The organism is Arthrobacter burdickii (assembly GCF_030433645.1).
Classification (GTDB): Bacteria; Actinomycetota; Actinomycetes; order Actinomycetales; family Micrococcaceae; genus Arthrobacter_D; species Arthrobacter_D burdickii.
On the sequence record NZ_JAROCG010000001.1, the window covers coordinates 523,742 to 545,544 of the forward strand.

General features: G+C 70.2%; 20 protein-coding genes. 8 read left to right on the forward strand and 12 right to left on the reverse strand.

Features of this window, described 5'->3' with window-relative positions; genetic code table 11:
* Window positions 1-61 precede the first annotated feature (61 nt).
* Complete coding sequence (locus P5G52_RS02435) at window positions 62-1,222, forward strand: diacylglycerol/lipid kinase family protein (protein ID WP_301224391.1); 1,161 nt, start codon at window positions 62-64, stop codon at window positions 1,220-1,222.
* A gap of 42 nt (window positions 1,223-1,264) precedes the next feature.
* On the opposite strand, the gene P5G52_RS02440 is transcribed toward P5G52_RS02435, so the two are convergent.
* The 4 genes from P5G52_RS02440 to P5G52_RS02455 form a co-directional block, all read right to left on the reverse strand.
* A complete protein-coding gene (locus P5G52_RS02440; protein ID WP_087072307.1) occupies window positions 1,265-1,612 on the reverse strand; it encodes a hypothetical protein in 348 nt (115 codons plus the stop codon).
* Window positions 1,613-1,699: 87 nt separating this feature from the next.
* A complete protein-coding gene (locus tag P5G52_RS02445) occupies window positions 1,700-2,674 on the reverse strand; it encodes a DNA topoisomerase IB (RefSeq protein WP_301224392.1) in 975 nt (324 codons plus the stop codon).
* Between the two features lie 74 nt (window positions 2,675-2,748).
* The gene (gene pheA, locus P5G52_RS02450) at window positions 2,749-3,687 is read right to left on the reverse strand and encodes a prephenate dehydratase (protein WP_301224393.1); all 939 of its coding nucleotides are present in this window, start codon (window positions 3,685-3,687) and stop codon (window positions 2,749-2,751) included.
* Entirely contained in the window at window positions 3,684-4,010 is a 327-nt protein-coding gene (locus P5G52_RS02455; RefSeq protein WP_301224394.1) for a rhodanese-like domain-containing protein, read from the reverse strand. Before P5G52_RS02455 ends, pheA begins: the two co-directional genes overlap by 4 nt.
* 147 nt (window positions 4,011-4,157) lie before the next feature.
* Between P5G52_RS02455 and P5G52_RS02460 the strand changes: the two genes are divergently transcribed.
* The 3 genes from P5G52_RS02460 to P5G52_RS02470 all read left to right on the forward strand — a co-directional run bounded on the left by P5G52_RS02460 (window position 4,158) and on the right by P5G52_RS02470 (window position 8,757).
* Window positions 4,158-5,552, forward strand: coding sequence for an amidase (locus P5G52_RS02460; protein WP_301224395.1), 1,395 nt, complete (start codon window positions 4,158-4,160; stop codon window positions 5,550-5,552).
* Between the two features lie 46 nt (window positions 5,553-5,598).
* Window positions 5,599-7,062 carry a peptide MFS transporter gene (locus P5G52_RS02465; protein ID WP_301224396.1) on the forward strand — a complete coding sequence of 488 codons (1,464 nt, stop codon included), beginning with the start codon at window positions 5,599-5,601 and terminating at the stop codon, window positions 7,060-7,062.
* Window positions 7,063-7,233: 171 nt separating this feature from the next.
* Window positions 7,234-8,757, forward strand: coding sequence for a long-chain-fatty-acid--CoA ligase (locus P5G52_RS02470; RefSeq protein WP_301224397.1), 1,524 nt, complete (start codon window positions 7,234-7,236; stop codon window positions 8,755-8,757).
* Here P5G52_RS02470 and P5G52_RS02475 read toward each other — a convergent pair.
* Together P5G52_RS02475 and P5G52_RS02480 are read right to left on the reverse strand one after the other, a co-directional pair.
* The gene (locus P5G52_RS02475; protein ID WP_301224398.1) at window positions 8,754-9,995 is read right to left on the reverse strand and encodes a glycerate kinase; all 1,242 of its coding nucleotides are present in this window, start codon (window positions 9,993-9,995) and stop codon (window positions 8,754-8,756) included. The two genes, P5G52_RS02470 and P5G52_RS02475, sit on opposite strands and share 4 nt — an antisense overlap.
* A gap of 76 nt (window positions 9,996-10,071) precedes the next feature.
* Window positions 10,072-10,239, reverse strand: a complete 168-nt coding sequence (locus tag P5G52_RS02480) for a hypothetical protein (protein ID WP_301224399.1) — start codon at window positions 10,237-10,239, stop codon at window positions 10,072-10,074.
* 167 nt (window positions 10,240-10,406) lie between these two features.
* Between P5G52_RS02480 and pgm the strand changes: the two genes are divergently transcribed.
* The gene (gene pgm, locus P5G52_RS02485; protein ID WP_301224400.1) at window positions 10,407-12,038 is read left to right on the forward strand and encodes a phosphoglucomutase (alpha-D-glucose-1,6-bisphosphate-dependent); all 1,632 of its coding nucleotides are present in this window, start codon (window positions 10,407-10,409) and stop codon (window positions 12,036-12,038) included.
* Window positions 12,039-12,044: 6 nt separating this feature from the next.
* Here the strand turns inward: pgm and P5G52_RS02490 are convergent, their stop codons facing one another.
* Together P5G52_RS02490 and P5G52_RS02495 are read right to left on the reverse strand one after the other, a co-directional pair.
* Entirely contained in the window at window positions 12,045-13,415 is a 1,371-nt protein-coding gene (locus P5G52_RS02490) for an aldehyde dehydrogenase family protein (protein WP_301224401.1), read from the reverse strand.
* Complete coding sequence (locus P5G52_RS02495; protein WP_301224402.1) at window positions 13,412-14,266, reverse strand: SDR family NAD(P)-dependent oxidoreductase; 855 nt, start codon at window positions 14,264-14,266, stop codon at window positions 13,412-13,414. The genes P5G52_RS02490 and P5G52_RS02495 overlap by 4 nt, the downstream gene beginning before the upstream one ends.
* Window positions 14,267-14,364: 98 nt before the next feature.
* On the opposite strand from P5G52_RS02495, the gene P5G52_RS02500 reads away from it, so the two are divergent.
* The 3 genes from P5G52_RS02500 (at window position 14,365) to P5G52_RS02510 (ending at window position 18,352) form a co-directional block, all read left to right on the forward strand.
* Window positions 14,365-15,693 carry a uracil-xanthine permease family protein gene (locus P5G52_RS02500; RefSeq protein WP_301224403.1) on the forward strand — a complete coding sequence of 443 codons (1,329 nt, stop codon included), beginning with the start codon at window positions 14,365-14,367 and terminating at the stop codon, window positions 15,691-15,693.
* 56 nt (window positions 15,694-15,749) lie between these two features.
* On the forward strand, window positions 15,750-16,748 hold the full coding sequence (locus P5G52_RS02505) for a hypothetical protein (protein ID WP_301224404.1): 999 nt from the start codon (window positions 15,750-15,752) through the stop codon (window positions 16,746-16,748).
* A 164-nt stretch (window positions 16,749-16,912) separates the two neighbouring features.
* Window positions 16,913-18,352: a glycoside hydrolase family 43 protein gene (locus P5G52_RS02510; protein WP_301224406.1), complete on the forward strand. Its 1,440-nt coding sequence runs from the start codon at window positions 16,913-16,915 to the stop codon at window positions 18,350-18,352.
* Between the two features lie 192 nt (window positions 18,353-18,544).
* Here the strand turns inward: P5G52_RS02510 and P5G52_RS02515 are convergent, their stop codons facing one another.
* The 4 genes from P5G52_RS02515 to P5G52_RS02530 all read right to left on the reverse strand — a co-directional run bounded on the left by P5G52_RS02515 (window position 18,545) and on the right by P5G52_RS02530 (window position 21,743).
* Window positions 18,545-19,378: a glycerophosphodiester phosphodiesterase family protein gene (locus P5G52_RS02515; protein WP_301224408.1), complete on the reverse strand. Its 834-nt coding sequence runs from the start codon at window positions 19,376-19,378 to the stop codon at window positions 18,545-18,547.
* On the reverse strand, window positions 19,356-20,165 hold the full coding sequence (locus tag P5G52_RS02520; protein ID WP_301228606.1) for an HAD family hydrolase: 810 nt from the start codon (window positions 20,163-20,165) through the stop codon (window positions 19,356-19,358). Before P5G52_RS02520 ends, P5G52_RS02515 begins: the two co-directional genes overlap by 23 nt.
* 74 nt (window positions 20,166-20,239) lie before the next feature.
* A complete protein-coding gene (locus tag P5G52_RS02525; protein ID WP_301224410.1) occupies window positions 20,240-20,764 on the reverse strand; it encodes a YbhB/YbcL family Raf kinase inhibitor-like protein in 525 nt (174 codons plus the stop codon).
* Between the two features lie 58 nt (window positions 20,765-20,822).
* Complete coding sequence (locus tag P5G52_RS02530) at window positions 20,823-21,743, reverse strand: carbohydrate kinase family protein (protein ID WP_301224412.1); 921 nt, start codon at window positions 21,741-21,743, stop codon at window positions 20,823-20,825.
* Between the last annotated feature and the right edge of the window lie 60 nt (window positions 21,744-21,803).

Below are 21,803 nucleotides of genomic sequence, written 5' to 3' on the forward strand. Positions count from 1 at the left end.
AGACTACCCAAACCCGGGGGCAGGCCGGCCCCGGTCCGCGGGGCGGCTATTGTGGAGGACCATGCGCCGCAAACTGCTCGCCGGAACCGCTGCGGCGTCCGCGGCTGCCGCGTCCCTCCAGTCCTACTGGTCCGTCCGGCGACTGCAGCAGACCCGTACGCCGACCGCCTCCGTCAACGAACCGGCTCCCGTCGCCGAGGGTCCCCAGCGCGTCGCGCTCGTGCTCAATCCCTCCAAGCTGCACGCCGACGTCACGCGCGTCCTCGTCGAAGAGGCCTGTGCGGACGCAGGCTGGGAGCCGCCGCTCATTCTCGAGACCACCATCGAGGACCCCGGGACCGGCCAGGCCTCGCAGGCGATCCATGCCGGGGCCGACGTCGTCATCGCCGCCGGCGGTGACGGAACGGTACGGGCGGTGGCGCAGGCCCTCGCACACCAGCCCGCCGCCCTCGGACTGCTGCCGCTCGGCACCGGGAACCTGCTGGTGCGGAACCTGGGACTGCCGTACAACGACATCGCCGGATGCCTCCGCCTGGCCCTGCACGGCTCCGAGCGGCGGATCGACATGGCCCGCATCACGCTGCGCAACGACCGCTCCTCGGTGATCTCCGAGCACCCGTTCCTGGTCATGGGCGGTGTCGGCTTCGACGCGAACGTCGTGGCCGACGCGAAGCAGGACCTCAAGGACAAGCTCGGCTGGCTCGCCTACAGCGAGGCCGGTGTCCGCCACCTGCCCGGCAGGCGGCGGCGTATCTCGATCAGCCTCGACGGCCAGCCCCCGCAGAGCAGGAAGGTCCGCAGCCTCCTGGTGGCCAACTGCGGGAAACTGCCGGCGGGCGTCGACTTCGTACCCGACGCCATGATCGACGACGGCTACCTGGACGTGGTGGTGCTGAGTCCCCGCAGCCTCCTGGGCTGGACGTGGATGGCCGCGAAGATCCTCCTGCGCCACCGCGGGGCGATACCCGTCATCAGCTATTACCGGGCTCGGGAGGTCACGGTCTGGTCCGGGGACCCGATCGACACCCAGCTCGACGGCGATCCCTCGGGACCGGTCACCTCGCTGACCGCGCGGGTGGACCCGGACGCACTGATGGTCCGGGTGCCGGCGTCGGCTCCCGGACCCTCAGGGTCTCCGCTGCCGATGCCGGACTGGCAGAGGAACTGGCAGCGGAACTGGCAGCAGGGCCTGCACCGAATGCGGCGGAGTTCCGGGCACTGACGCGGCATCGAGCCGGCGCTGGCCCGGGCACCTTCGGGGGTGCTACCGGTCGCGGTCGGTGTATTCGCCCTGGCCCTCGGGCTCCTCGATGAGCGGCTTGTCCTTGTCGGTGTATTCGCCCTCTTCCTCGGGGGCCTGCGAGGAGGTGTAGCCCCCGGAGGCCCCGGCCGGCTCGGCACTGGTGTACTGGCCCTCTTCCTCGGCGGCGTCCACGTCCACCGACGTGTCGCGGTCGGCGCGGCCGGCCTGCTCATTGATGAGGGACTGCTCCTCGGCAAAACGGACGTCGTTACCCTGGTCGGCGATGTCACCCTGCCAGTTCGGATCGGAGGTCGAGCCGTCACCCTTGTTGGGGTTCACGATGCGTCCTCCATGAGCGTTCTCGGTCATCATGCTTCCTTTCGTCGAAGGATGCGCTCCTCGTTGGGCGCCCGCAGCCAGCGTACTGACGAACGGGAGAGTTGAACATGCGGATCGTCAGTCGCGCAGGAGTTCCTGCACGGCCTTCTCGGAGGCGGAATACGTCGTGATCGGGATGACCTCCCCGCTCATGAAGCGATCCACGAGTCGAGGGTCCACGTACGAGCTCCGGGCGACGGTGGGGGTGTTGCCGAGGTGGTCGGCGACAGCCTTCATGGTGGCACTGACGGCTTTCTGGCGCGCGGTGCGGCTCGTCGCCTTCAGGTCCTCCTTCGCCAGGGCCATCGCCGCGACGACGGTCGCCTGCCAGGTCCGGAAGTCCTTCGCCGTGAAGGGCCCGCCGGTGACCTGCCGCAGGAACTCGTTGAGCTGCGAACCGTCCACGTGGTGCCACTTGCCGTCCTCCGACTGGTAGGCGAGCACGGTGTCGGCGTCCTCGCGCTCCATCATGGGACGCAGGGCCTCGGCGAGGTCCTCGTCCTCGAGGCGCGTGTCCCACTGCTGCCCGCTCTTGCCGGGGAAGTCGAAGGTGATGACGTTCCCCTCGATGGTGCAGTGCTCCACGAGCAGCGTCGTGACGCCGAAGGAGCCGTTCGCCTCCGCGTACTGGGCCGATCCGATCCTCAGGGCACCGGAATCGACGATCCGGAGTGCCGCCGCGAAGGCCCGCTCCCTCGCGACGCCCGCACTGCGAAGGTGCTGGGTGATGATGCGGCGGGCGCTCGGCAGCTTCGCGCCGAAGTCCAGAGCGCGGTCGAACTTCTCGCGGTCCTTCTGCTCACGCCAGGCCGGGTGGTACATGTACTGGCGCCGCCCGGCGTCGTCGGTGCCCATGGCCTGGACGTGCCCGTTCGGATACGGGGCGATCCAGACGTCCTTCCAGGCCGGCGGGATCACCAGGTCCCGGATCCGCTCGAGCTGCTCCCGGTCCTGCAGCAGCTCGCCGTTCGGCATCCGGTAGCTGAAGCCCTTGCCGTGGCGACGACGGGTGATACCGGGCCTGCGCGTGTTGCTGCGGCGCAATCGAGCCATCGTGGAACCAGCCTTCGTAGGGGACCTTCGATAGTAAGCCTACTGTGCTTTAGGTCCTCCCCGTAAAGCCTTCGCTACCGGCCTTCGAGGATGTCGCCGAGCCAGGCGTCGGCTGCACCGAAGGCGTCGTCGGACGTGTGGCGCTCGACGGCGGGCGTACGGCGGTCGGCGCGCGCGTAGGACCCGAGGAACCTCAGCCCCGGGCTGATGCGGTGCAGGCCCTTGAGGGCATCGGCGACGCGGGCGTCCTCGACGTGGCCATCGGCGTCCACGCTGAAGAAGTAGTCGCCGAGGAACTGGCCGGTGGGCCGGGATTCGATGCGGCTGAGGTTCACGCCCCGGGCCGCAAACTGGTCGAGGATCTGCATCAGCGCGCCCGGGTGATCCTCCGGCAGGGGGATCACGAGGGTCGTCTTGTCCGCTCCGGTGCGCGGCGGCAGGGCATCCGGCCGGCCCACGAGCACGAAGCGGGTCACCGCGTCGGTGACGTCCCCGATGTCCGTCGCGAGGACCGTGAGCCCGAGGCGCCCGGCCACGAGGGGCGAGCAGATCGCGGCGTCGTAGCTGCCGTCGCCGTCGACCAGCCCGTAGGCCGCGGCCGCTGTCGACGACGTCGGAAAGTATTCCGCGTCGCGTACGTTCGCGTCCACCCAGTTACGGCACTGCGCCCAGGCGTGCCCGTGCGTCCCGATCCGGCGGACGGCCTCGAGCGCTGTGCCGGGCCGGACGGCGAGCACGAAGGTGATCGGCACGAGCTCCTCGCGCAGGATCCGCAACGGCGCCCCCACCGCGATGGCGTCCAGGGTCGCGCTCACCCCACCCTCGACCGAATTCTCGATCGGCACCATCGCGGCGTCCACGGATCCCGACCGGACGGCGTCGAGGGCAGCGCCGACCGTCGACGCCGGGACGCGGCGTGCGGACTCGGCTCCCGGCACCTGCAGCAGCGCCGCCTCCGTGAAGGTCCCCTCCGGCCCCAGGTAGGCGTAGGAGGAACTGGTGGAAACCCTCACAGGACGGTGGGCTCGCTGCCCGTCTCGGAGACCATCGGCTTGCCGGCCTCGAGCCAGGCGCCCATACCGCCGCTCACGTTGATGGCCGTGTAGCCGTTGCCCTCGAGCCACTCGGCAGCCCGCTGGGACCGGCCGCCGCTGCGGCAGATCACGTGCAGGTCCTCGTCCGGGTCCAGCTCACCGAGCCGGGCGGGAAGCTGGTCGAGGGGGATGTGCAGCGCGCCGTCGGCGTGGCCCGCCTCCCACTCGTAGTCCTCGCGGACGTCGAGGAGCCGCGCGTCGTCGGGCACGGCAGTCACCGGTACGTTCTGGAGTTCGCTCATGTGCCTACCTTTTCACGCACCGGCCGGGCACCGCCATTGCTACGGCACCATCCGGGACCGCACTGCGGCATAGTGGTCCTTGTCGTCTTCCGAGGGGCCTCCGGCGTAGCGGGTCCCGTCACTGCCCGCCTCCGACTGGGAGTCCCCATGGCCGAACTGCACGAGCTCTCCGCCCTCACCCTTCGGGATGCGCTGGCGCGCGGGGCGGTCGGCGCACGCGAGGTCGCCGAGCACTTCCTCCAGCGGATCGACACCCTCAACCCGGACCTCGGCTCGTTCCTCACCGTCACCCATGACGACGCGCTCAGGGCCGCCGACCATGCCGACCGGCTGCGAGCCTCCGGGGTGGCCCTCGGTCCGCTCCACGGGGTGCCCCTCGCGCACAAGGACCTCACCGACGTCGCCGGCGTGAGGACGACGCTGGGCACGGCGGCCCTGGACCACGCCGTGGCCGAGAAGGACGCTCCGCTCGCCGCGGTGCTGCGGCGCGCAGGGGCCATCAGCCTCGGCAAGACGCAGGTCCCCGAGTTCGGCCTGAGCTGCTACAGCGAGAACCGCATCGCCCCACCCGCCCGCAACCCCCTCGACCGGCGGCTCAGCCCGGCCGGCTCGTCGGGCGGCAGCGCCGCGGCCGTGGCCGCGCGGATGATCCCGTTCGCACCGGGGACCGACGGCGGCGGATCCATCCGCATCCCGGCCGCCGCGACGGGGCTGGTGGGCCTCAAGCCGAACCGCGGCCGCGTCCCTTCGGGTTCCGGGCAGGCCGACCTCGGCCAGTTCGTCGTGGCCGGCCCGCTCGCCCACTCGGCCGTCGACGCCGGCCTGCTCCTCGACGCCCTCGTCCGGGAGCCGAACTACCGCCCCACGAGCGCGGCGTCACGCTACGAGGGCTCCTTCACCGAGGCCGCCCTCCGCGCCGAGGGGCGCTTCCGCATCGGCGTCAGCACGGCGTCGCCCTTCTCCAGCGCACTGGACATCAGCCTGGACAGCGCCGCGAGCGACGCGTTCTCCGCCGGCATCCAGGTGCTGCAGCGGGCGGGCCACGACGTGGTCGAGGCGGACCTGACGTACGACCGCCGCTACCACGACGCGTTCCAGCTCGTCTGGACGGCGGGACTCGCCACCGCGCCGATCCCGGACGAGCGCGAGGACCGGCTGACCGACATCACGCGGGTGCTGCGCCGGAGGGCGAGAGGACGCACTGCGGCACACCTCGCTGCGGCCGTCGACGTCCTGCGGCAGTTCGAGCAGGACACCATCGAGCAGTATTCCCGCTACGACATGGTCCTGACCCCGGCGGTGGCCATGACGCCGCGTCCTCTCGGCTGGTACACGGACGCCGACGGCGACACCGACTACCTCCGGCAGTGCCAGTACTCGCCCTACACGTCCATGGTGAACGTCTGCGGACTGCCCGCCGTGACCGTCCCCACACTGCGCCTGCCGGATGGCCTGTCGATGAGTGTGCAGCTCATCGGCCGCCCCGGGGAGGAAGCGCAGCTCCTCGCCGTCACAGCACAGGTCGAAGCACTCCGGCAGTGAGAAGTTGATTTTGCCTCCCTCGCAGGGGCGCGGCACCATGGAGTAAGTGAGTACAACCCAGCGGACCGCCGGTACCGGCGGGAAAACATTCTTCGGTCACCCGCGCATGCTGGCGAACCTGTTCAGCGTGGAACTGTGGGAGCGGTTCTCGTTCTACGGGATGCAGGCGCTGCTGCTCTACTACATGACGTACTCCCTGGCCGACGGAGGCCTCGCCTTCGATCCCGGCGCCGCGGCCGGTCTGGTCGGGGCCTACGGCGGAGGGGTCTATCTCTCCACCATCCTCGGCGCCTGGCTGGCGGACCGGGTGCTCGGCTCCGAGCGGGTGCTGTTCTACTCGGCCATCGTCATCATGTGCGGCCATATCGCCCTCGCCCTACTGCCCGGCGTCGTCGGACTGGCGATCGGCCTCGTGCTCGTGGGCATCGGCTCGGGCGGACTGAAGGCCAACGCGTCGTCGCTCGTCGGCACGCTCTACGCTCCCGGGGACGACCGCCGCGACGCCGGCTTCTCGATCTTCTACATGGGCATCAACATCGGCGCCCTTGTCGGACCGCTGCTGACCAACCTCGCCTGGGACGTCTACGGCTTCCATGTCGGGTTCGGATTGGCTGCGATCGGCATGGCCGCGGGTCTCCTCCAGTACGCCACGACCCGGAAGAACCTCCCGGATGCCGCGCACCTGGTGGAGAACCCGCTCCCCCGCGCGGCGTACGCGCGCTGGATCGTCATCGCCGCCGCCGTCGTCGTCCTTCTCGGCGTAGTGCTGGCCACCGGGCTCCTCAACGCCGGCAACCTGGCCAACGTCATGGCCTACACCGCCATCGCGGCGACGATCGCCTACTTCGCGGTCATCCTCTCGAGCAGCAAGGTCACCGCGGTGGAACGGCGCAGGGTCTACTCCTTCATGCCGCTCTTCCTCGCCAGTGCCGCCTTCTGGTCCCTGTTCCAGCAGCAGTTCACCGTCGTGGCGCTCTACTCGGAGAGCCGCCTGGATCGGAACCTGTTCGGCTGGGAGATGCCGCCGGGCATGGTGCAGTCCATCAATCCGGTCTTCATCATCATCTTCGCCGGAGTCTTCGCGGCCCTCTGGACCCGCCTCGGCAGCCGCCAGCCGTCCTCGCCGCTGAAGTTCTCCTTCGGCCTGATCATCATGGGCCTCGCGTTCCTCGCGTTCATACCCTTCGCGGATGGCGGCCCCAACAGCACGCCGCTGGTCGGCCTCGCCGGGATCCTGCTGCTGTTCACCTGGGCCGAGCTCTTCATCTCCCCGATCGGGCTGTCCGTGACCACGAAGCTGGCACCGGAGGCCTTCCGGACCCAGATGCTGGCCCTCTTCTTCCTGTCGATCTCCCTGGGCACCACGGTGTCGGGCCTGCTCGCGGGGTTCTACTCCGAAGCGAACGAGGTTCCCTACTTCGCCTTCAGCGGCATCACGGCGATCATCCTCGGCGCCGCCCTCATCGCCGGCGCCCCCGTGATCCGGAGGGCGATGAGCGGGGTCCGCTAGTCCCGCAGCGCGGAACGCTCGGCAGCGGCACAGGTTCCGGCGCCGAGAGGACCCGCCGGGTACCCCGGGCGGGTCCTGTTGCGTGCGGGTTCCCGATCGCACAGAATTCTACCCACCGGTAACTTCCGTACCGCGCTTTGCTGCAGGACATCGAAGATCAAAGGAGATCGCGTGTCGAACCTCGCCAACAACCTCGTGGCCACCGCCACCAGGAGCCCCTCGGCCGTGGCCATCAAGCTCGACGACGTCGAGGTGACCTTCGGGGCACTCGAGGTACTCAGCCAGAAGGTGGCGACGCTCCTCGCGGAGCAGGGCGTCCGGCACGGCGACCGCGTCGCCCTCATCATGCCGAATATTCCGCAGATGGCATTCGTCTACTACGGCGTCCTGCGGGCCGGGGCAGTCGTCGTGCCGCTGAACCCGCTCCTCAAGGGGCGCGAGGTGGCCTACCACCTCACCGACTCGGGGGCGAGGGTCGTCTTCGCCTGGGAAGGCATCATCGCCGAGGCGCAGGCGGGTGCCGAAGCCTCGGGCGCCGAGACGGGGACCGATGTCCAGGTGGTGACCGTCGACAGCGGCGCCTTTCTGCAGCGCGTCTCGGCCGCCGAGCCGACGCCGGGCGTCGTGGAACTCGACGGTGAGGACACCGCCGTCGTGCTGTACACGTCCGGCACCACCGGGCGGCCCAAGGGAGCCACGCTCTCCCACGCCAACCTGTCCCGCAACACCGAGATCTCCCGGGACCTGATGGGGACGTCCGAGGGCGAGGTACTCTTCGGCGGCCTGCCGTTCTTCCACATCTTCGGGCAGACCTGCGCGCTCAACGCCGCCGTCCTGACCGGCGCCACCGTGACGCTGCTGCCGCGCTTCGAGCCGGGCAAGGCGCTCGAGATCATCGCGCGGGACCGCGTCACCGTCTTCGAGGGCGTCCCGACCATGTATGTCGCCATGCTGCGCCATCCCAGCGTGTCCTCCACCGACCTCTCCTCGGTCCGCGTGGCCGTCTCGGGCGGCTCGGCGCTGCCCGTCGAGGTCCTGCACGAGTTCGAGCGCGTCTTCGGCGCGGACCTCCTGGAGGGCTACGGCCTCTCCGAGACGTCGCCGATCGTCAGCTTCAACCGCGTGGGCCACCTCCGCAAGCCGGGCTCCATCGGCACGCCGGTGGACGGCGTCGAGGTGCGCATGCTGGACCCCGAGGGCAGCGAGGTGCCGCGGGGCGAGGTCGGCGAACTCGCCGTCCGCGGCCACTGCGTCATGAAGGGCTACTGGGAGAATCCCGAGGCCACGGCAGCGGCCATCCCCGATGGCTGGTTCCGCACCGGGGACCTCGCGCGGGTGGACGAGGACGGCCTGCTGTACATCGTGGACCGCAAGAAGGACATCATCCTTCGCGGCGGCTACAACGTGTACCCGCGGGAAGTGGAGGAGGTGCTGTACGAGCACCCGGCGGTGGCGGAGGCGGCCGTGATCGGCGTACCGGACGAGCTGCACGGCGAGGAGATCGTCGCGGTCATCGGACTCAAGGCCGAGCACGCCCCGGCCGATGACGCAGCCCGGGAGGAACTCGCGACCGAGATCGCCGACTTCGCGAAGGACCGGGTTGCCGCCTACAAGTACCCTCGCCGCGTGGTGCTGGTCGATGCCCTGCCCAAGGGACCGACGGGCAAGATCCTGAAGCGCGAGATCAAGGTCTAGCCGTCCGGCTGGCCATCCAGCCGGCCGTCCTCCTGGCCGTCCCCTTGGCCGCGGCGTCCGCCGAAGACGCCGTAGACCTGGGCGGCGGCGTCCTCCATGAGCGCGGCCGCGCCCCCGATCAGCTCCTCGAGCGCCATGGGCCCGGTGGCGATGGAGAACGCCGCCGCGAGTCCGGCGTCCTGGACCTGGGCCGCGGTCAGCTGCACGCGCCCCGCGATGGCGACGACGGCGCAGGTGGCGGGGGCGTTCTCGACCACGGCCTGCACCACCTTGCCGCCCAGGGACTGCGAGTCGAAGGAACCCTCCCCGGTCAGGACGAGGTCCGCGTCCGCCAGTGCGCCGGCCAGCCCGACGGCGTCGGCCACCAGGGCCGATCCGGGGACGACCTCCGCGCCGAGGAACGGCACGAGCACGGCAGGCAGGCCGCCCGCAGCGCCGGTCCCGGGTACCTCCAGCACGTCGACGCCGGTCTGCGCGGAGACGACGCGGGCGAGGTGCGCCAGGCCGGCGTCGAGGACCGCGACGTCGTCGGGTGTCGCGCCCTTCTGCGGACCGAAGACCGCCGCTGCACCGCGGGGTCCGCAGAGGGGATTGTCGACGTCGACCGCGATGCGCCAGCGCACCTCGCGCGCGCGGGGGTGCAGGTTGGCGGTGTCGATCGTCCTGAGGGCTGCGAGGCCGCCGCCGCCCGGGGGCAGGGGATCGCCGTCGGCATCGAGGAAACGGGCCCCGAGCGCCGAGAGCAGGCCGGTTCCGCCGTCCGTCGTCGCGGATCCGCCGATGCACAGGAGGATCTCCTCCGCGCCGTCGTCGAGCAGCTGGGCCGCGATCTCGCCCACGCCATAGCTGGTGGCCGTGAGTGCATCGAGGGGAAGGTCGGCGACGAGGGGCAGGCCGTTGGCCTCCGCCGCCTCGAGGACGCCCCGCACCGGGGACCCCGCGCCGTCCTGCCGCGCGGAGATTCCGTAGCGTGCGGTCCGGGCACGGCCCGCCGCGTCGTGACACCGAGTGGTGCGGGGTTCGGCGCTCCAGGCCGCGAGGAGCGCGTCGAGCGTTCCCTCACCGCCGTCGGCGAGCGGGGCCAGCACGACGTGCGGCGCGGGATGGCCGAGCCGGGCCGCGGCACCCGTGACACCGGCAGCCATGGCGAGGGCAGCCTCCGCTGCGGGAAGGCTGCCCTTGAGGGAGTCGGGGGCGATGACGATCCTGAGGGGGCGCGGGGCCGCGGTCGTGGTCACCCGTCCACCCTAGCGGGCGGTCCTGCCCTGGGACCCGCCCGGGATCAGGAAGCTGTCCGGGCGGGGCGGGTGCAGGTCAGTCGCCCGGGCCGCTGCCGTTGTCCGCCTCGAAGTCGGGAGCGATCTCGTCCTCGGTTCCCGGGCCACCGTAGCCGCCCGCCGTCTGCTCCTCGAGCTTGCCGGCCTCCTCCGCGCCCTGCTCCTCGGGATCGCCGCTCGGGTTTCCGCTGGGGTTCTCGCTCATGGTGCCGCCTTCCGGAATGCATGTGCCCCCTGGCTGGGTGCTGATACTCAGCTTACTGATCATCGGGGTGCGGGCAACCGTACCCGAGGACCGGCCCCCGACGGGACGGGACGGACCGGCCCGGGGTAGCGGGTGTAATCGGGCGCATTCTTTGGCATGCTGGGGCCATGGCTAACCGAGCGGGCACTGTAGCCCTCCCCAGCGACCTCGTAGACGTGACCAGACTGCTCGACGCGTATTTCGACGTCGAGCCCGACCTGGGGGATCCCGCACAGCGCGTGGCCTTCGGAACGTCGGGGCATCGCGGGTCGTCGCTGAAGTCGTCCTTCAACGAGGGGCACATCGCGGCGATCACGCAGGCGATCGTCGAGTACCGTGCCGGGCAGGGCATCACCGGCCCCCTCTTCATGGGCAAGGACACCCACGCGCTGTCCGAGCCGGCACAGAACACCGCCCTCGAGGTCCTCGCGGCCAACAGGGTGACGGTCCTCGTCGACGCCCGAGGCGCGTACACGCCCACCCCCGCCGTGTCGCACGCGATCCTCACGTACAACGCCGTCAAGGTGGAGCAGGCCGACGGCATCGTCATCACCCCGTCGCATAACCCCCCGGGCGACGGCGGCTTCAAGTACAACCCCCCGCACGGCGGTCCCGCCGACTCGGACGCCACGAACTGGATCGCGAACCGTGCCAACGAACTGCTCGAGGGCGGTCTCCGCGACGTCCGGCGCATGCCCATCGCGCAGGCCCGTACGGCCGAGGGGATCGGCTCCTACGACTTCCTCCAGAACTACGTGGACGACCTCCCGTCGGTGCTCGACCTGGACGCCATCCGCTCCGCGAACGTGCACATCGGCGCGGACCCGATGGGCGGCGCGTCAGTGGACTACTGGGGTGCCATCGGCGAGCGCCACAACCTGAACCTGACCGTGGTCAACCCCACGGTCGACCCGCAGTGGGCCTTCATGACCCTCGACTGGGACGAGAAGATCCGCATGGACTGCTCCTCGCCGTCGGCCATGGCATCACTGATCGGGAAGGCATCGCAGTTCGACATCGCGACGGGCAATGACGCCGACGCCGACCGCCACGGGATCGTGACGCCGGACGCGGGCCTGATGAACCCGAACCACTACCTCGCCGTCGCGATCCAGTACCTCTACGCCAACCGTCCCAACTGGCGCGCCGACGCCGTCATCGGCAAGACCCTGGTGTCGTCCTCGATCATCGACCGGGTCGCCCTCGACCTCGGCCGCGTGCTGCAGGAGGTCCCCGTGGGCTTCAAGTGGTTCGTGCCCGGCCTGCTGACCGGCGACCTCGCCTTCGGCGGCGAGGAGTCCGCCGGTGCTTCATTCCTGCGCCACGACGGTACGCCCTGGAGCACGGACAAGGACGGCATCCTGCTGGCCCTGCTGGCCTCGGAGATCACCGCCGTCACCGGCAAGACCCCGTCGCAGCACTATCTCGGGCTGACGGAGCGGTTCGGTGCACCCGTCTACGCGCGGATCGACGCCGCGGCGACACGCGAGCAGAAGGCCGCACTCGGGAAGCTGTCGCCGTCGGACGTCACCGCCACGACCCTCGCCGGCGAGGAGATCACCGCCCGGCTGACGGAGGCACCGGGCAACGGCGCCCCCGTCGGCGGGCTGAAGGTCACCACGGAGAACGCCTGGTTCGCGGCACGGCCCTCGGGCACAGAGGACGTCTACAAGATCTACGCCGAGTCCTTCCGCGGCGAGGAGCACCTGAAGCAGGTGCAGGCGGAGGCGAAGGCACTGGTCGACGGCGTCATCAGCTGACCCCGCTCAGAGGAGCCTGCGCAGCAGCCTCCTCTTGATCGGGCCGAAGGGTGGGTACGCGAGGCGCAGCGTGTCCACCCTGGTCGGCTTGGAGAACACCGGCTGCACGTGGCTGAACGTCTCGAAGGACTGCCGGCCGTGGTAGCTGCCCGTGCCGCTCGCACCGACGCCGCCGAAGGGCAGCCCGGGGACCGCGAGCTGGATGGTGCAGACGTTGTGGGCGAGCCCGCCCGCATGGACCCGATCCGTGAAGGTCCGCAGGTGCTCGTCCCTGTCGCTGAACAGGTAGGCGGCCAGCGGATGGGGCCGGGCGCCGATGAACCGGATGGCCTCGTCCAGGTCCGCGACCTCGAGGATCGGCAGGAGGGGACCGAAGATCTCCTCCTGCATGAGCGGCGACCCCGGGTCGACGTGGCGCAGGACGGTCGGCTCGATGTACCGCTCCGCGCGCTCGTGCCGGCCACCGGAGACCACGGTTCCGCCGTCCATCAGGCCCACGAGGCGGTCGAAGTGGTGCTCGTTGATGATCCGGCCGTAGTCGCGAGAGGTCCTCGGATCGCTGCCGTAGAAGTCCCGGACGGCAGCCGCGAGCGCATCGGCGAGGATCGGCGCGGCGGCCGGCGTGGTCAGGACGTAGTCGGGTGCCACGCACGTCTGGGCGGCGTTCATGAATTTTCCGTAGGCGATGCGGCGGGCCGCGGCGCGCAGGTCCCCGCCGACGACGACGGCCGGTGACTTGCCGCCCAGCTCCAGCGTGACCGGCGTCAGGTGCTCGGCCGCCGCCTTCATCACGATCTTCCCCACGCGCTCACCGCCCGTGTAGAAGACGTGGTCGAAGGGCTGCGCGAGCAGGTCGGTGCTCACCTCCGCTCCCCCTTCCACGACAGCGACGGCCTCCCGGTCCAGGTACTCCGGCACGAGGCGTGCGAGCACCCTGGAGGTCGCGGCCGCGAGCTCGCTGGGTTTCAGCACCGCGGCGTTGCCCGCCGCCAGCGCTCCGACGAGCGGCGTCAGCACGAGATTCAGCGGATAGTTCCAGGGCCCGATGATCAGGACGACGCCGAGGGGCCGGGCCTGCGACCAGGCGCGGCCCGGCTGCAGCCCCCCGGGCACCGCGATCCTCTCCGGCGCCATCCAGCGGTCGAGGTGCTTCAGGGCGTAGTCGATCTCCGCCCGAACGGCGGTGATCTCGGAGAGGAACGCCTCCGTCCTGCTCTTGCCGAGGTCTTCCCCGACGGCGCCGGTCAGCTCGTCCTCGCGCTCGGTGAGCAGGCGGCGCAGTGCCTCGAGTTGCGTGCGCCTCCAGCCGGCGGGCCGTGTGGCCCCGGAATCGAAATACCGGCGCTGGTCCGCCAGCAGTGCCGCCGCAGCGCTCATCGGTCGTCCTTCCCGTGCGTCGGAGCGCCACTGGGGCGCCCTGTGAAGTGGTCCATGGAGCTGTACACCCGGAAGACGCGGTCGGCGACGACGTCCCAGGCGGGCTGCGGGAGGAGGTTGCGGAGCGTTCCGGCGAGCTGCACGGTCCAGGGCAGCTGGACGCGTGCCTTTCCGGCGAGCAGCGCGCGCCAGGCCTTGTCCACCACGTAGTCCGGCTCCATCAGAGGGGTCAGCAGGGGTCCGCGCGCCCCCTCGAACATGCCGGTCCTGATGTAGCTGGGGATGAGGGTCGTCACGGCGATCGGATGGCCCGCCGACGCCAGTTCGAGGCGCAGGGAATCGCTCCAGCCGATCACGGCCCACTTCGATGCGGCGTACACGCTCATCCGCGGGACGGACAGCGTCCCGGATGCCGACGCCACATTGAGGATCCGGGCGGGGGTGCCGCGCTCCATCATGGCCGGCAGGAAGGAGCGGGTGACGTGCATGGGTCCGCCGGTGTTCACCCGCAGGGTGAGGTCGATGTCCGTAAGGTGGTCGTGCTTCCAGAAGTACTTCCCCCGCACGATCCCGGCATTGTTGACCAGCACGTCCGGCACGCCGACGTCGTTCAGGACCGCACTTGCCGCGGCCTGGATGGACTCCACCGATGCCACGTCGACCACGTAGCTGTGGACGGCCGCCGTGCTCGAGGCCAGACCCGTGACGACGTCCTCGAGGGCGCGCGCGTCGACATCCCACAGCACGACGGCGGCAGCCCCCTCCCTGGCGGCACGTTCGGCATACAGCCTGCCCATGCCCATGCCTGCACCCGTGACCAGCACGGTGCGTCCTCGGACCGTGAATACCATCGTCGAACCTTTCCCTCGCGGACAAGCAACGTAACATCCCGGGTCCGTGCTGCCGATAGGATTCTCGCAACCCCCCGACTCCCCTGGAAGGCATACGCATGAGTGCACGAGGCATCGGATGGACCCTCCACGGGGATGGCAGGAACGTGCGGCCGGGCGGATTCGTCGCCCCCGAGGAACGGCTGAGCTGGCCCAGGACCATCGGCATCGGGGCGCAGCACGTCGTGGCGATGTTCGGTGCGACGTTCCTGGTGCCGCTCATCACGGGGTTCCCGCCGTCGACCACCCTGCTGTTCTCCGGAATCGGGACGATCCTGTTCCTCGTCATCACCGCAGGGAAGGTGCCGAGCTACCTCGGGTCGAGCTTCGCCTTCATCGCGCCGATCGCCGCTGCCCAGTCGCAGCACGGAGCAGCGGGAGCCCTCGGCGGCATCATCATGGCCGGGGCCGCACTGGCGATCATCGGATTCATCGTCCACACCGCGGGCGCCCGATGGATCCAGGTCGCCATGCCCCCGATCGTCACCGGCGCCATCGTCGCCCTGATCGGCCTCAACCTCGCACCGACCGCCAAGACGAGCTTCGAGCAGGCTCCCCTCACCGCACTGGTCACGGTGATTGCGATCCTGCTCGTCACGGTGCTCTTCAAGGGCATCCTGGGGCGGCTGTCCATCCTCGTGGGCGTCCTCGCCGGGTACGCCGTCGCGATGATCCGCGGCGAGGTGGACTTCGCGGCCATCAGGGACGCCGCCTGGATCGGCCTTCCCGACTTCACCGCACCCGAGTTCCACCTGTCCGTCGTCGGACTGTTCATCCCCGTGGTCCTCGTGCTCGTGGCGGAGAACATCGGCCACGTGAAATCGGTGGCCGCGATGACCGACAGGGACCTGGACCCGCTCACCGGCCGGGCCCTGATGGCCGACGGCCTGGCGACGATGATCGCCGGTGCCGGCGGAGGCTCGGGCACCACGACCTACGCCGAGAACATCGGGGTCATGGCAGCGTCACGCGTCTACTCGACGGCTGCCTACTGGGTGGCCGGCATCGTCGCGATCCTCCTGAGCCTCTTCCCGAAGTTCGGTGCGCTCATCGCCACGGTGCCCGCGGGTGTCCTCGGCGGTGCCGGGGTAGTCCTTTACGGCATGATCGGCATCCTGGGCGTCCGGATCTGGGTGCAGAACCAGGTCAACTTCTCGAACCCGATCAACCTGTCGACGGCGGGGGTGGCGCTGGTCATCGGCATCGCGGACTTCACGTGGACCGTCGGGGACCTGGCCTTCGCGGGGATCGCCCTCGGGACCGCTGCGGCCCTTCTCATCTTCCACGGTATGACGGCCATCGCCCGCGTCCGTGGCAGCGAGCACGTCGCCGGTCCAGGAGAGCTGGAGGCCCGCGACCACGGCAGCAGGCCCTCGAAACTCGGCTGACGCGTGCGCGGTGGAAGAATGCAGTCCATGCCCAGCTACCGCGCGCCCGGCGCCCCATGAACAACCCCCGCGAGGTGTGGGCCTCCCCCGAGTGGCGGCAGCAGGCGGAGCAGTGGATCGACCTGGTGCTGGAGACCTTCGGCGTTGCCCGGACCGGACCGGTGGAGCAGCCGCGCATCCGCTTCTGGTCCACGCAGCTGACCGTTCCCACCGACCACGGCACGCTGTGGTTCAAGGAGAACAACCTCGGCCAGCTCGCGGAGGCGTCCATCCTCTCGCTCCTCGGCGAACTCGCACCGGACCATGTCGCCGCCCCGCTGGCCATCGAACCGTCCCGGGGCTGGATGCTCACCGCGGACCACGGTGCCACCCTCGACAGCCTGGGCGCCGGGGACCAGCTCGCGTGGGCACGCATCGCGGGCGACTTCGCCGACCTGCAGCAGATCGTCGCACCGCACGGTGAGCGGCTGTCCCAGGCCGGGCTCGTCCTCATGAATCCGGAGGTGGCAGCGAACTTTGTGGAGAACCAGCTGCTGCTGCACACGGGGCTGCCGGCCGAGCACCCCCTGCACCTGTCCGCCGAGGCGGCGGACGACATCCTCCGCCGCCTGCCCGCCATCCATGAGGCCGTCGAGGTCCTGCGCGGCACAGCGGTCCCGCTCTCGCTCGACCACAACGACCTGCACGCCAGGAACTGCTTCCTGCCCGCGACGAGCGATGAGCCGCTGCGGTTCTTCGACTTCGCGGACTCCTACTGGGCGCACCCGTTCAGCGTGCTGCTCGTGCCGATCACGCAGATGCGCGAGCAGTGGAACACGACGGCGGACGACCCCAGGATCCAGTCGGTGGTCACCGCCTATCTCGAGCGATGGACCGGCTACGCCCCGATGCCGGAACTGCGGGCAGCCCTCGAACCCGCCCTGCAGCTGGCGGGGGTGCATCGGTACGGCTCGTGGCTGCGCCTGCTGGTCTACGCCGACGACGAGTCGATGCGCGCCTACGCCCCGGCAGCGCTGCACTACCTCAGGACGCTGACGGACCCCGTCCTCGGGTAAGGCCGGCGAGGGCGCCGGCAAGCGTCGCGGGAAGCGCCTCGTGAAGCACGGACGGACAGTCCTTGACGGGCCGCACTGCCTCGTGCAACTGTTCTACAACGATGTAGACAACGATGTAAATCGGCAGAGTCCCAGCCCCTCCCTCCCGAAAGGTCTCCGTGATAATGACGTCACGCAGCACGTTCTGGTCGCGCTCCGCGAGCGTCGCCGCCGTCCTCGCCCTCGCCCTCACGGGCGCGGCACTGCCTGCGACGGCGGAACCCAAGGCCCAGCCCGCCCTGACGCAGCAGTCGGCAACCAACCTCGACAACCTCGTCGGCGGCAAGTCGGTGGTCGGCGAGACGAGCCCCATCCACGACCCCGCCCTCATCATCGACGACGACGGCACTTGGTACGTCTACTCCACCGGGCTCCTCGCCCGCGAGAACGGCGGCACCATCCAGATCTGGTCCTCGCACGACGAGGGCACTACCTGGGAGTACACCGGAACCGTCTGGGACCGGATCCCCGCCTGGATCGACGAGCACTTCTCCGACGGGACCCTCCCGGAGAACCTCTGGGCGCCGGAGATCTACGAGAACGACGGGACCTACTACCTCTACTACTCGGCGTCGCGCTTCGGTGGCAACAACTCCCTCACGGCGCTCGCGACCAACACCACGCTGGATCCCGAGGACCCGGACTACGAGTGGGTGGACCAGGGGCTCGTCGTCGAATCGCCCGCCACGGGGCTGGACCCGGACAACCCGGGCAAGACGTTCAATGCCATCGACGCCGGGATCATCGAGGACGCGGACGGCAAGCCCTACATGTCCATCGGATCCTTCTGGTACGGGATCTTCCTGGTGCCGCTGGAATGGCCCAGCGGCAAGCCGGTGGAGGACTGGCAGTCCCGAACGGTCAACATCGCGGACCGCTTCGTCCCGGGCAACCCCATCGAGGCGCCCTACATCATCCACCGTGACGGCTACTACTACCTGTTCACCTCGTTCGACTTCTGCTGCCGCGGCGCGGACTCGACGTACAAGATCGCCGTGGGCCGCTCGCAAGCCATCACCGGCCCGTACCTGGACAAGGAGGGCCGCGACATGTTCGGCGGCGGCGGATCGATCCTCCTCGAATCCCACGGCGCGATGAACGGCGTCGGCGGCCAGTCCGTCTTCGACGACTACCTCGCGTTCCACTACTACGACCGGTCCAACGCCTACGCCCCGACGCTCGGCCTGCAGAAGATGGGCTGGGAGGACGGCTGGCCCACCGTCGACCAGTCCGTCGAACTCCCGGCGCTCGTCACCGCACCCCGGCCGGCCACGGTCCGCGACGGCCATAAGGCGTCCTTCACGGCGAGTGCCACCGGCACTCCGGAACCCGTCGCCGTCTGGGAGAGCTCGGACGACGACGGCGCCACCTGGCATCCTGCCGATGTCACCCAGCGGGCCGAACGGAACAACGGCACCTACACGTCCGTGGCGGAGCTGAAGAAGGCGCAGGCCTCCCAGGACGGGCGGCTCTTCCGGGCGACCTTCTCGAATCCGCACGGCACGGTGACCACCGAGCCGGTAGAGCTGATCGTCGAGCCGAAGCCGGGCAAGCGCTCCAGCTGATTCCGTGCGGCGCCCGCAGGACGGGCGCCGCCCACCAGACTCGGTGTGCCACCGGGGGCGCGATACCCCGGGAACGCACCGATACCGAGGGAGCCCGGTTGCGGGAGTGGCCGCAACCGGGCTTCCGCATCCCGGAAACCCGACCGGCCTGGTCAAGCTCGTCCCCGCCTGCCTGGTCACACTCGTCCCGGCCTACCCGCCGCGCGGACCGCCCTGCGGCCACGCGGACCGTGCGGTCATGCAGTCTGCGAGGACATCGGCGGCGTCGGAGACGAGCCCGTCGACGCCGAGGTCCAGCAGCCGGTCCATCTCCGCACGCTCGTTGATGGTCCAGACGTGCACCTGGAGTCCCGCCGCCCGGCAGGATCGGAGGAAGCGTCGCGTCACGACCCGCACACCTCGGTAGGTCTCGGGAACCTGCAGCGCCTGGACGCCGGCGATCCGGGCGACCGGTCCTGCCAGCCCGAGCGGCGCGAGCAGCTTCAGGAGGGCGTCGACCGCCATGCCGGCGGACGACGCCGTCGGCCTCTCGAGCAGTTGCAGCACCGCGCGCCGCCTGCGGTCCGAGAAGGACGCGACGAGCACGCGGTCGTGGGCGGACAGGCGGTTGATGAGTTCCGCGAAGGGGCGCACGCAGTCGTCGCTCTTGACGTCGATGTTCAGGCGCACGTGCGGCCAGCGCAGCAGGAGTGCTTCGAGCGTCGGGATGCCGCCGTGGCCGCCCACCGAGAGTCCGCCCAGGTCCGAGGCGGAGCGCCGGGCGATCGGGCCGCGCGCGTCGGTCGCGCGGTCGAGGTCCTCGTCGTGGAAGACCATCACGACGCCGTCGCCCGACGCGCGGACGTCGATCTCGAGGTACCGGAAGCCCAGGTCCACGGCGCGTTCGAAGGCCGCCATCGTGTTCTCGCCGCCGCCGGGGGAGAAGCCCCGGTGGGCCAGCGCGAGCGGGAGGGGCCCGGGCTGGGTTCCGGCCCGGTTGTCGAGGTAGGGGTAGCGCCCGGGATCAGGCCGTGCGGAGCGCCGCAAGCCGTTCCTCCAGGACCTGCGCCACGCCGTCCTCGTCGAAGGGCGGCGCCACGAGGTTCGCGGCGGCGAGCGCATCGGGATGTCCCGACGCCATAGCGTACCCGTAGCCCGCCCAGTCGAGCATCTGGACGTCGTTGGGCATGTCACCGAAGGCGACGACGTCGGCGGCGTCGATGCCGCGCTCCGCCGCGTACCGGGCGAGCGTGACCGACTTGTTGATGTGCGGCACGGCCATCTCGAGGAGCGCGATGGTCGGAGCCGAGTGCGTGGTCGAGACGAGGTGCGCGACGGCGGGGCGCACGGCTGCGAGGAACTCGTCCGGCGAGATCTCACGCTCCCGCGCCAGGAACTTCACGACGTCCTCACCGGGCAGGGACGCCTCGAAGGGCTCCGCGGTGATGCCGCCGAGGAGCTCGGAGGTGGCGGCGTCCGCGAATCCGGACTCGATCTTGAAGCCCGACACCGTCTCGGCGGCGAACGTGGCTGCCGGGAAGAGACCGCGGATGATGTCACGCGCGGCGTAGACGTCTTCCGGCTTCAGGAGCTTCGCGTCGAGGATGCGCTCCGACTCGAGGTCGTACGTCAGGGCACCGTTGGAGCAGATGACCGTCCCGGTGTGGCCGAGCTGGTCCCGGAGTGGCTGGAGCCAGCGCGGTGGGCGGCCGGTCACGAAGACGACGTCGACCCCGGCATCGATGCATGCGCGGAACGCCTGGATGGTGCGGCCGCTCATCTTGCCGTCGTTTCCCACGACGGTCCCGTCCATGTCGCTCGCCACGAGGCGCATCGGAAACTCCTTCAGGTCCTGGACCTCCACCCTACCGGCGGCCGCAGCGTGAGGTGGCATGGGTGGGGGCGTTCCTACTGCTCGAAGGTCCCGATCAGCCGGGCCCGGCCGAGGGTGTGCGAGAAGAGGTTGAAGCCGAGGTAGGCGGGCGTCGCATCGGCCGGGATGCCGAGCGACTCGACGTCCACCGCGTGCACCACGACGTGGTAGTGGTGCGGTCCGTGGCCCTCGGGCGGCGCGGCACCGACGAATCCGGCGAATCCGGCGTCGTTCCGCAGCTGCACGGCACCCTCGGGCAGAGGGCCCCCGTCGGTGCCCGCCCCCGCGGGCAGGGACGTGGTGGTTGCGGGCAGGTCGGCCACGGCCCAATGCCAGAAACCGCTCGCGGTCGGCGCATCGGGGTCGTAGACGGTCACCGCGAAGCTCTTCGTCCCCTCCGGGAAGCCGCTCCAGGTGAGCTGCGGTGACTCGTCCCTGCCGCCGGCCCCCATGATCCCTGACACCTGCGCGGAATCGAGGGGCGCGTTGTGTGTGATGCTCTCGCTGGTGAGTTCGAACGCGGGGACCTGCGGAAGGTCTGCGTACGGATCGCGGGTCATGGCTGTGCTCCTCTGGTTGTCATCCCTGGTCGTCATCCCTGGTGGTCACGGATCCCGGTCAGGCGCGTACCATCTCGTTCCGCGTGGGCGGATTGGCACCGGCACGGGACACCGTGATGGCCGCCGCCCGGGCCGCGTACTGCAGCATCCCGGTCAGCTGCCCGAGGTTGATTCGGAGCAGCTCATCGCGGCGATGGGCGCCGTCGAGCTCGAGGTCCACGAGTGCGCCCACCAGGGCCGCCATGAACGAGTCGCCGGCACCCACCGTGTCCACCACGCTGGTCGACGGCGCCGGAACGGACACCTCGCCAGCGCGGCATACTCCCCACGGCCCCTTCGAGCCACGGGTCACCACGACGACGGCGGCGCCGGCGTCCAGCCAGGCGCGGGCCGACTTCTCGGGGCTGCGGTCCGGGTAGAGCCACTCGAGGTCCTCGTCGGATGCCTTCACGACGTCGGCGAGGGCCACGAACTTCTCCGCCTGCCCGCGCGCGAACGCCCGGTCGCGGATGATGGTGGGCCTGCAGTTCGGATCGTAGGTCACCGTCACGAGGGGGTGGGCGGTGCGGACGAGGGACAGCACGTCGTCGGCTCCCGGTGCGAGCATCGTGGCGATCGACCCGGTGTGCAGGAGGGTGGTCCCGTCGAGGAGTTCGTCCGTGCGTCCGGCGAGGCCGGGGAGGTCCCAGACGAGCTGGAAATCGTAGGCCGCGCCGCCCGCGGGGTCCAGGCGTGCAGTCGCGACGCTGGTGGGCGCGCTGTCCGGCTCGACCGGGAAGGGCACGGAGTTGTCGCGGAGGTGCCGCTGGATCATCCGGCCGTAGTCGTCGTCGCCGTACCGTCCGACGAACTGCGCCGGATGGCCGAGGCGTGCGAGGCCCACGGCCACGTTCATGGGGCTCCCGCCTACGTGGGCGCGCATGGATGCGGTGTCGCTGACCACTTCGTCGACAAGGGTTTCCCCGATTACGGTGAGCACTCTTTCAACGTACCAGCCCCCGCGCGTGGTGGGCCCGGGGTTTCAGTCCTCCACGCCTGA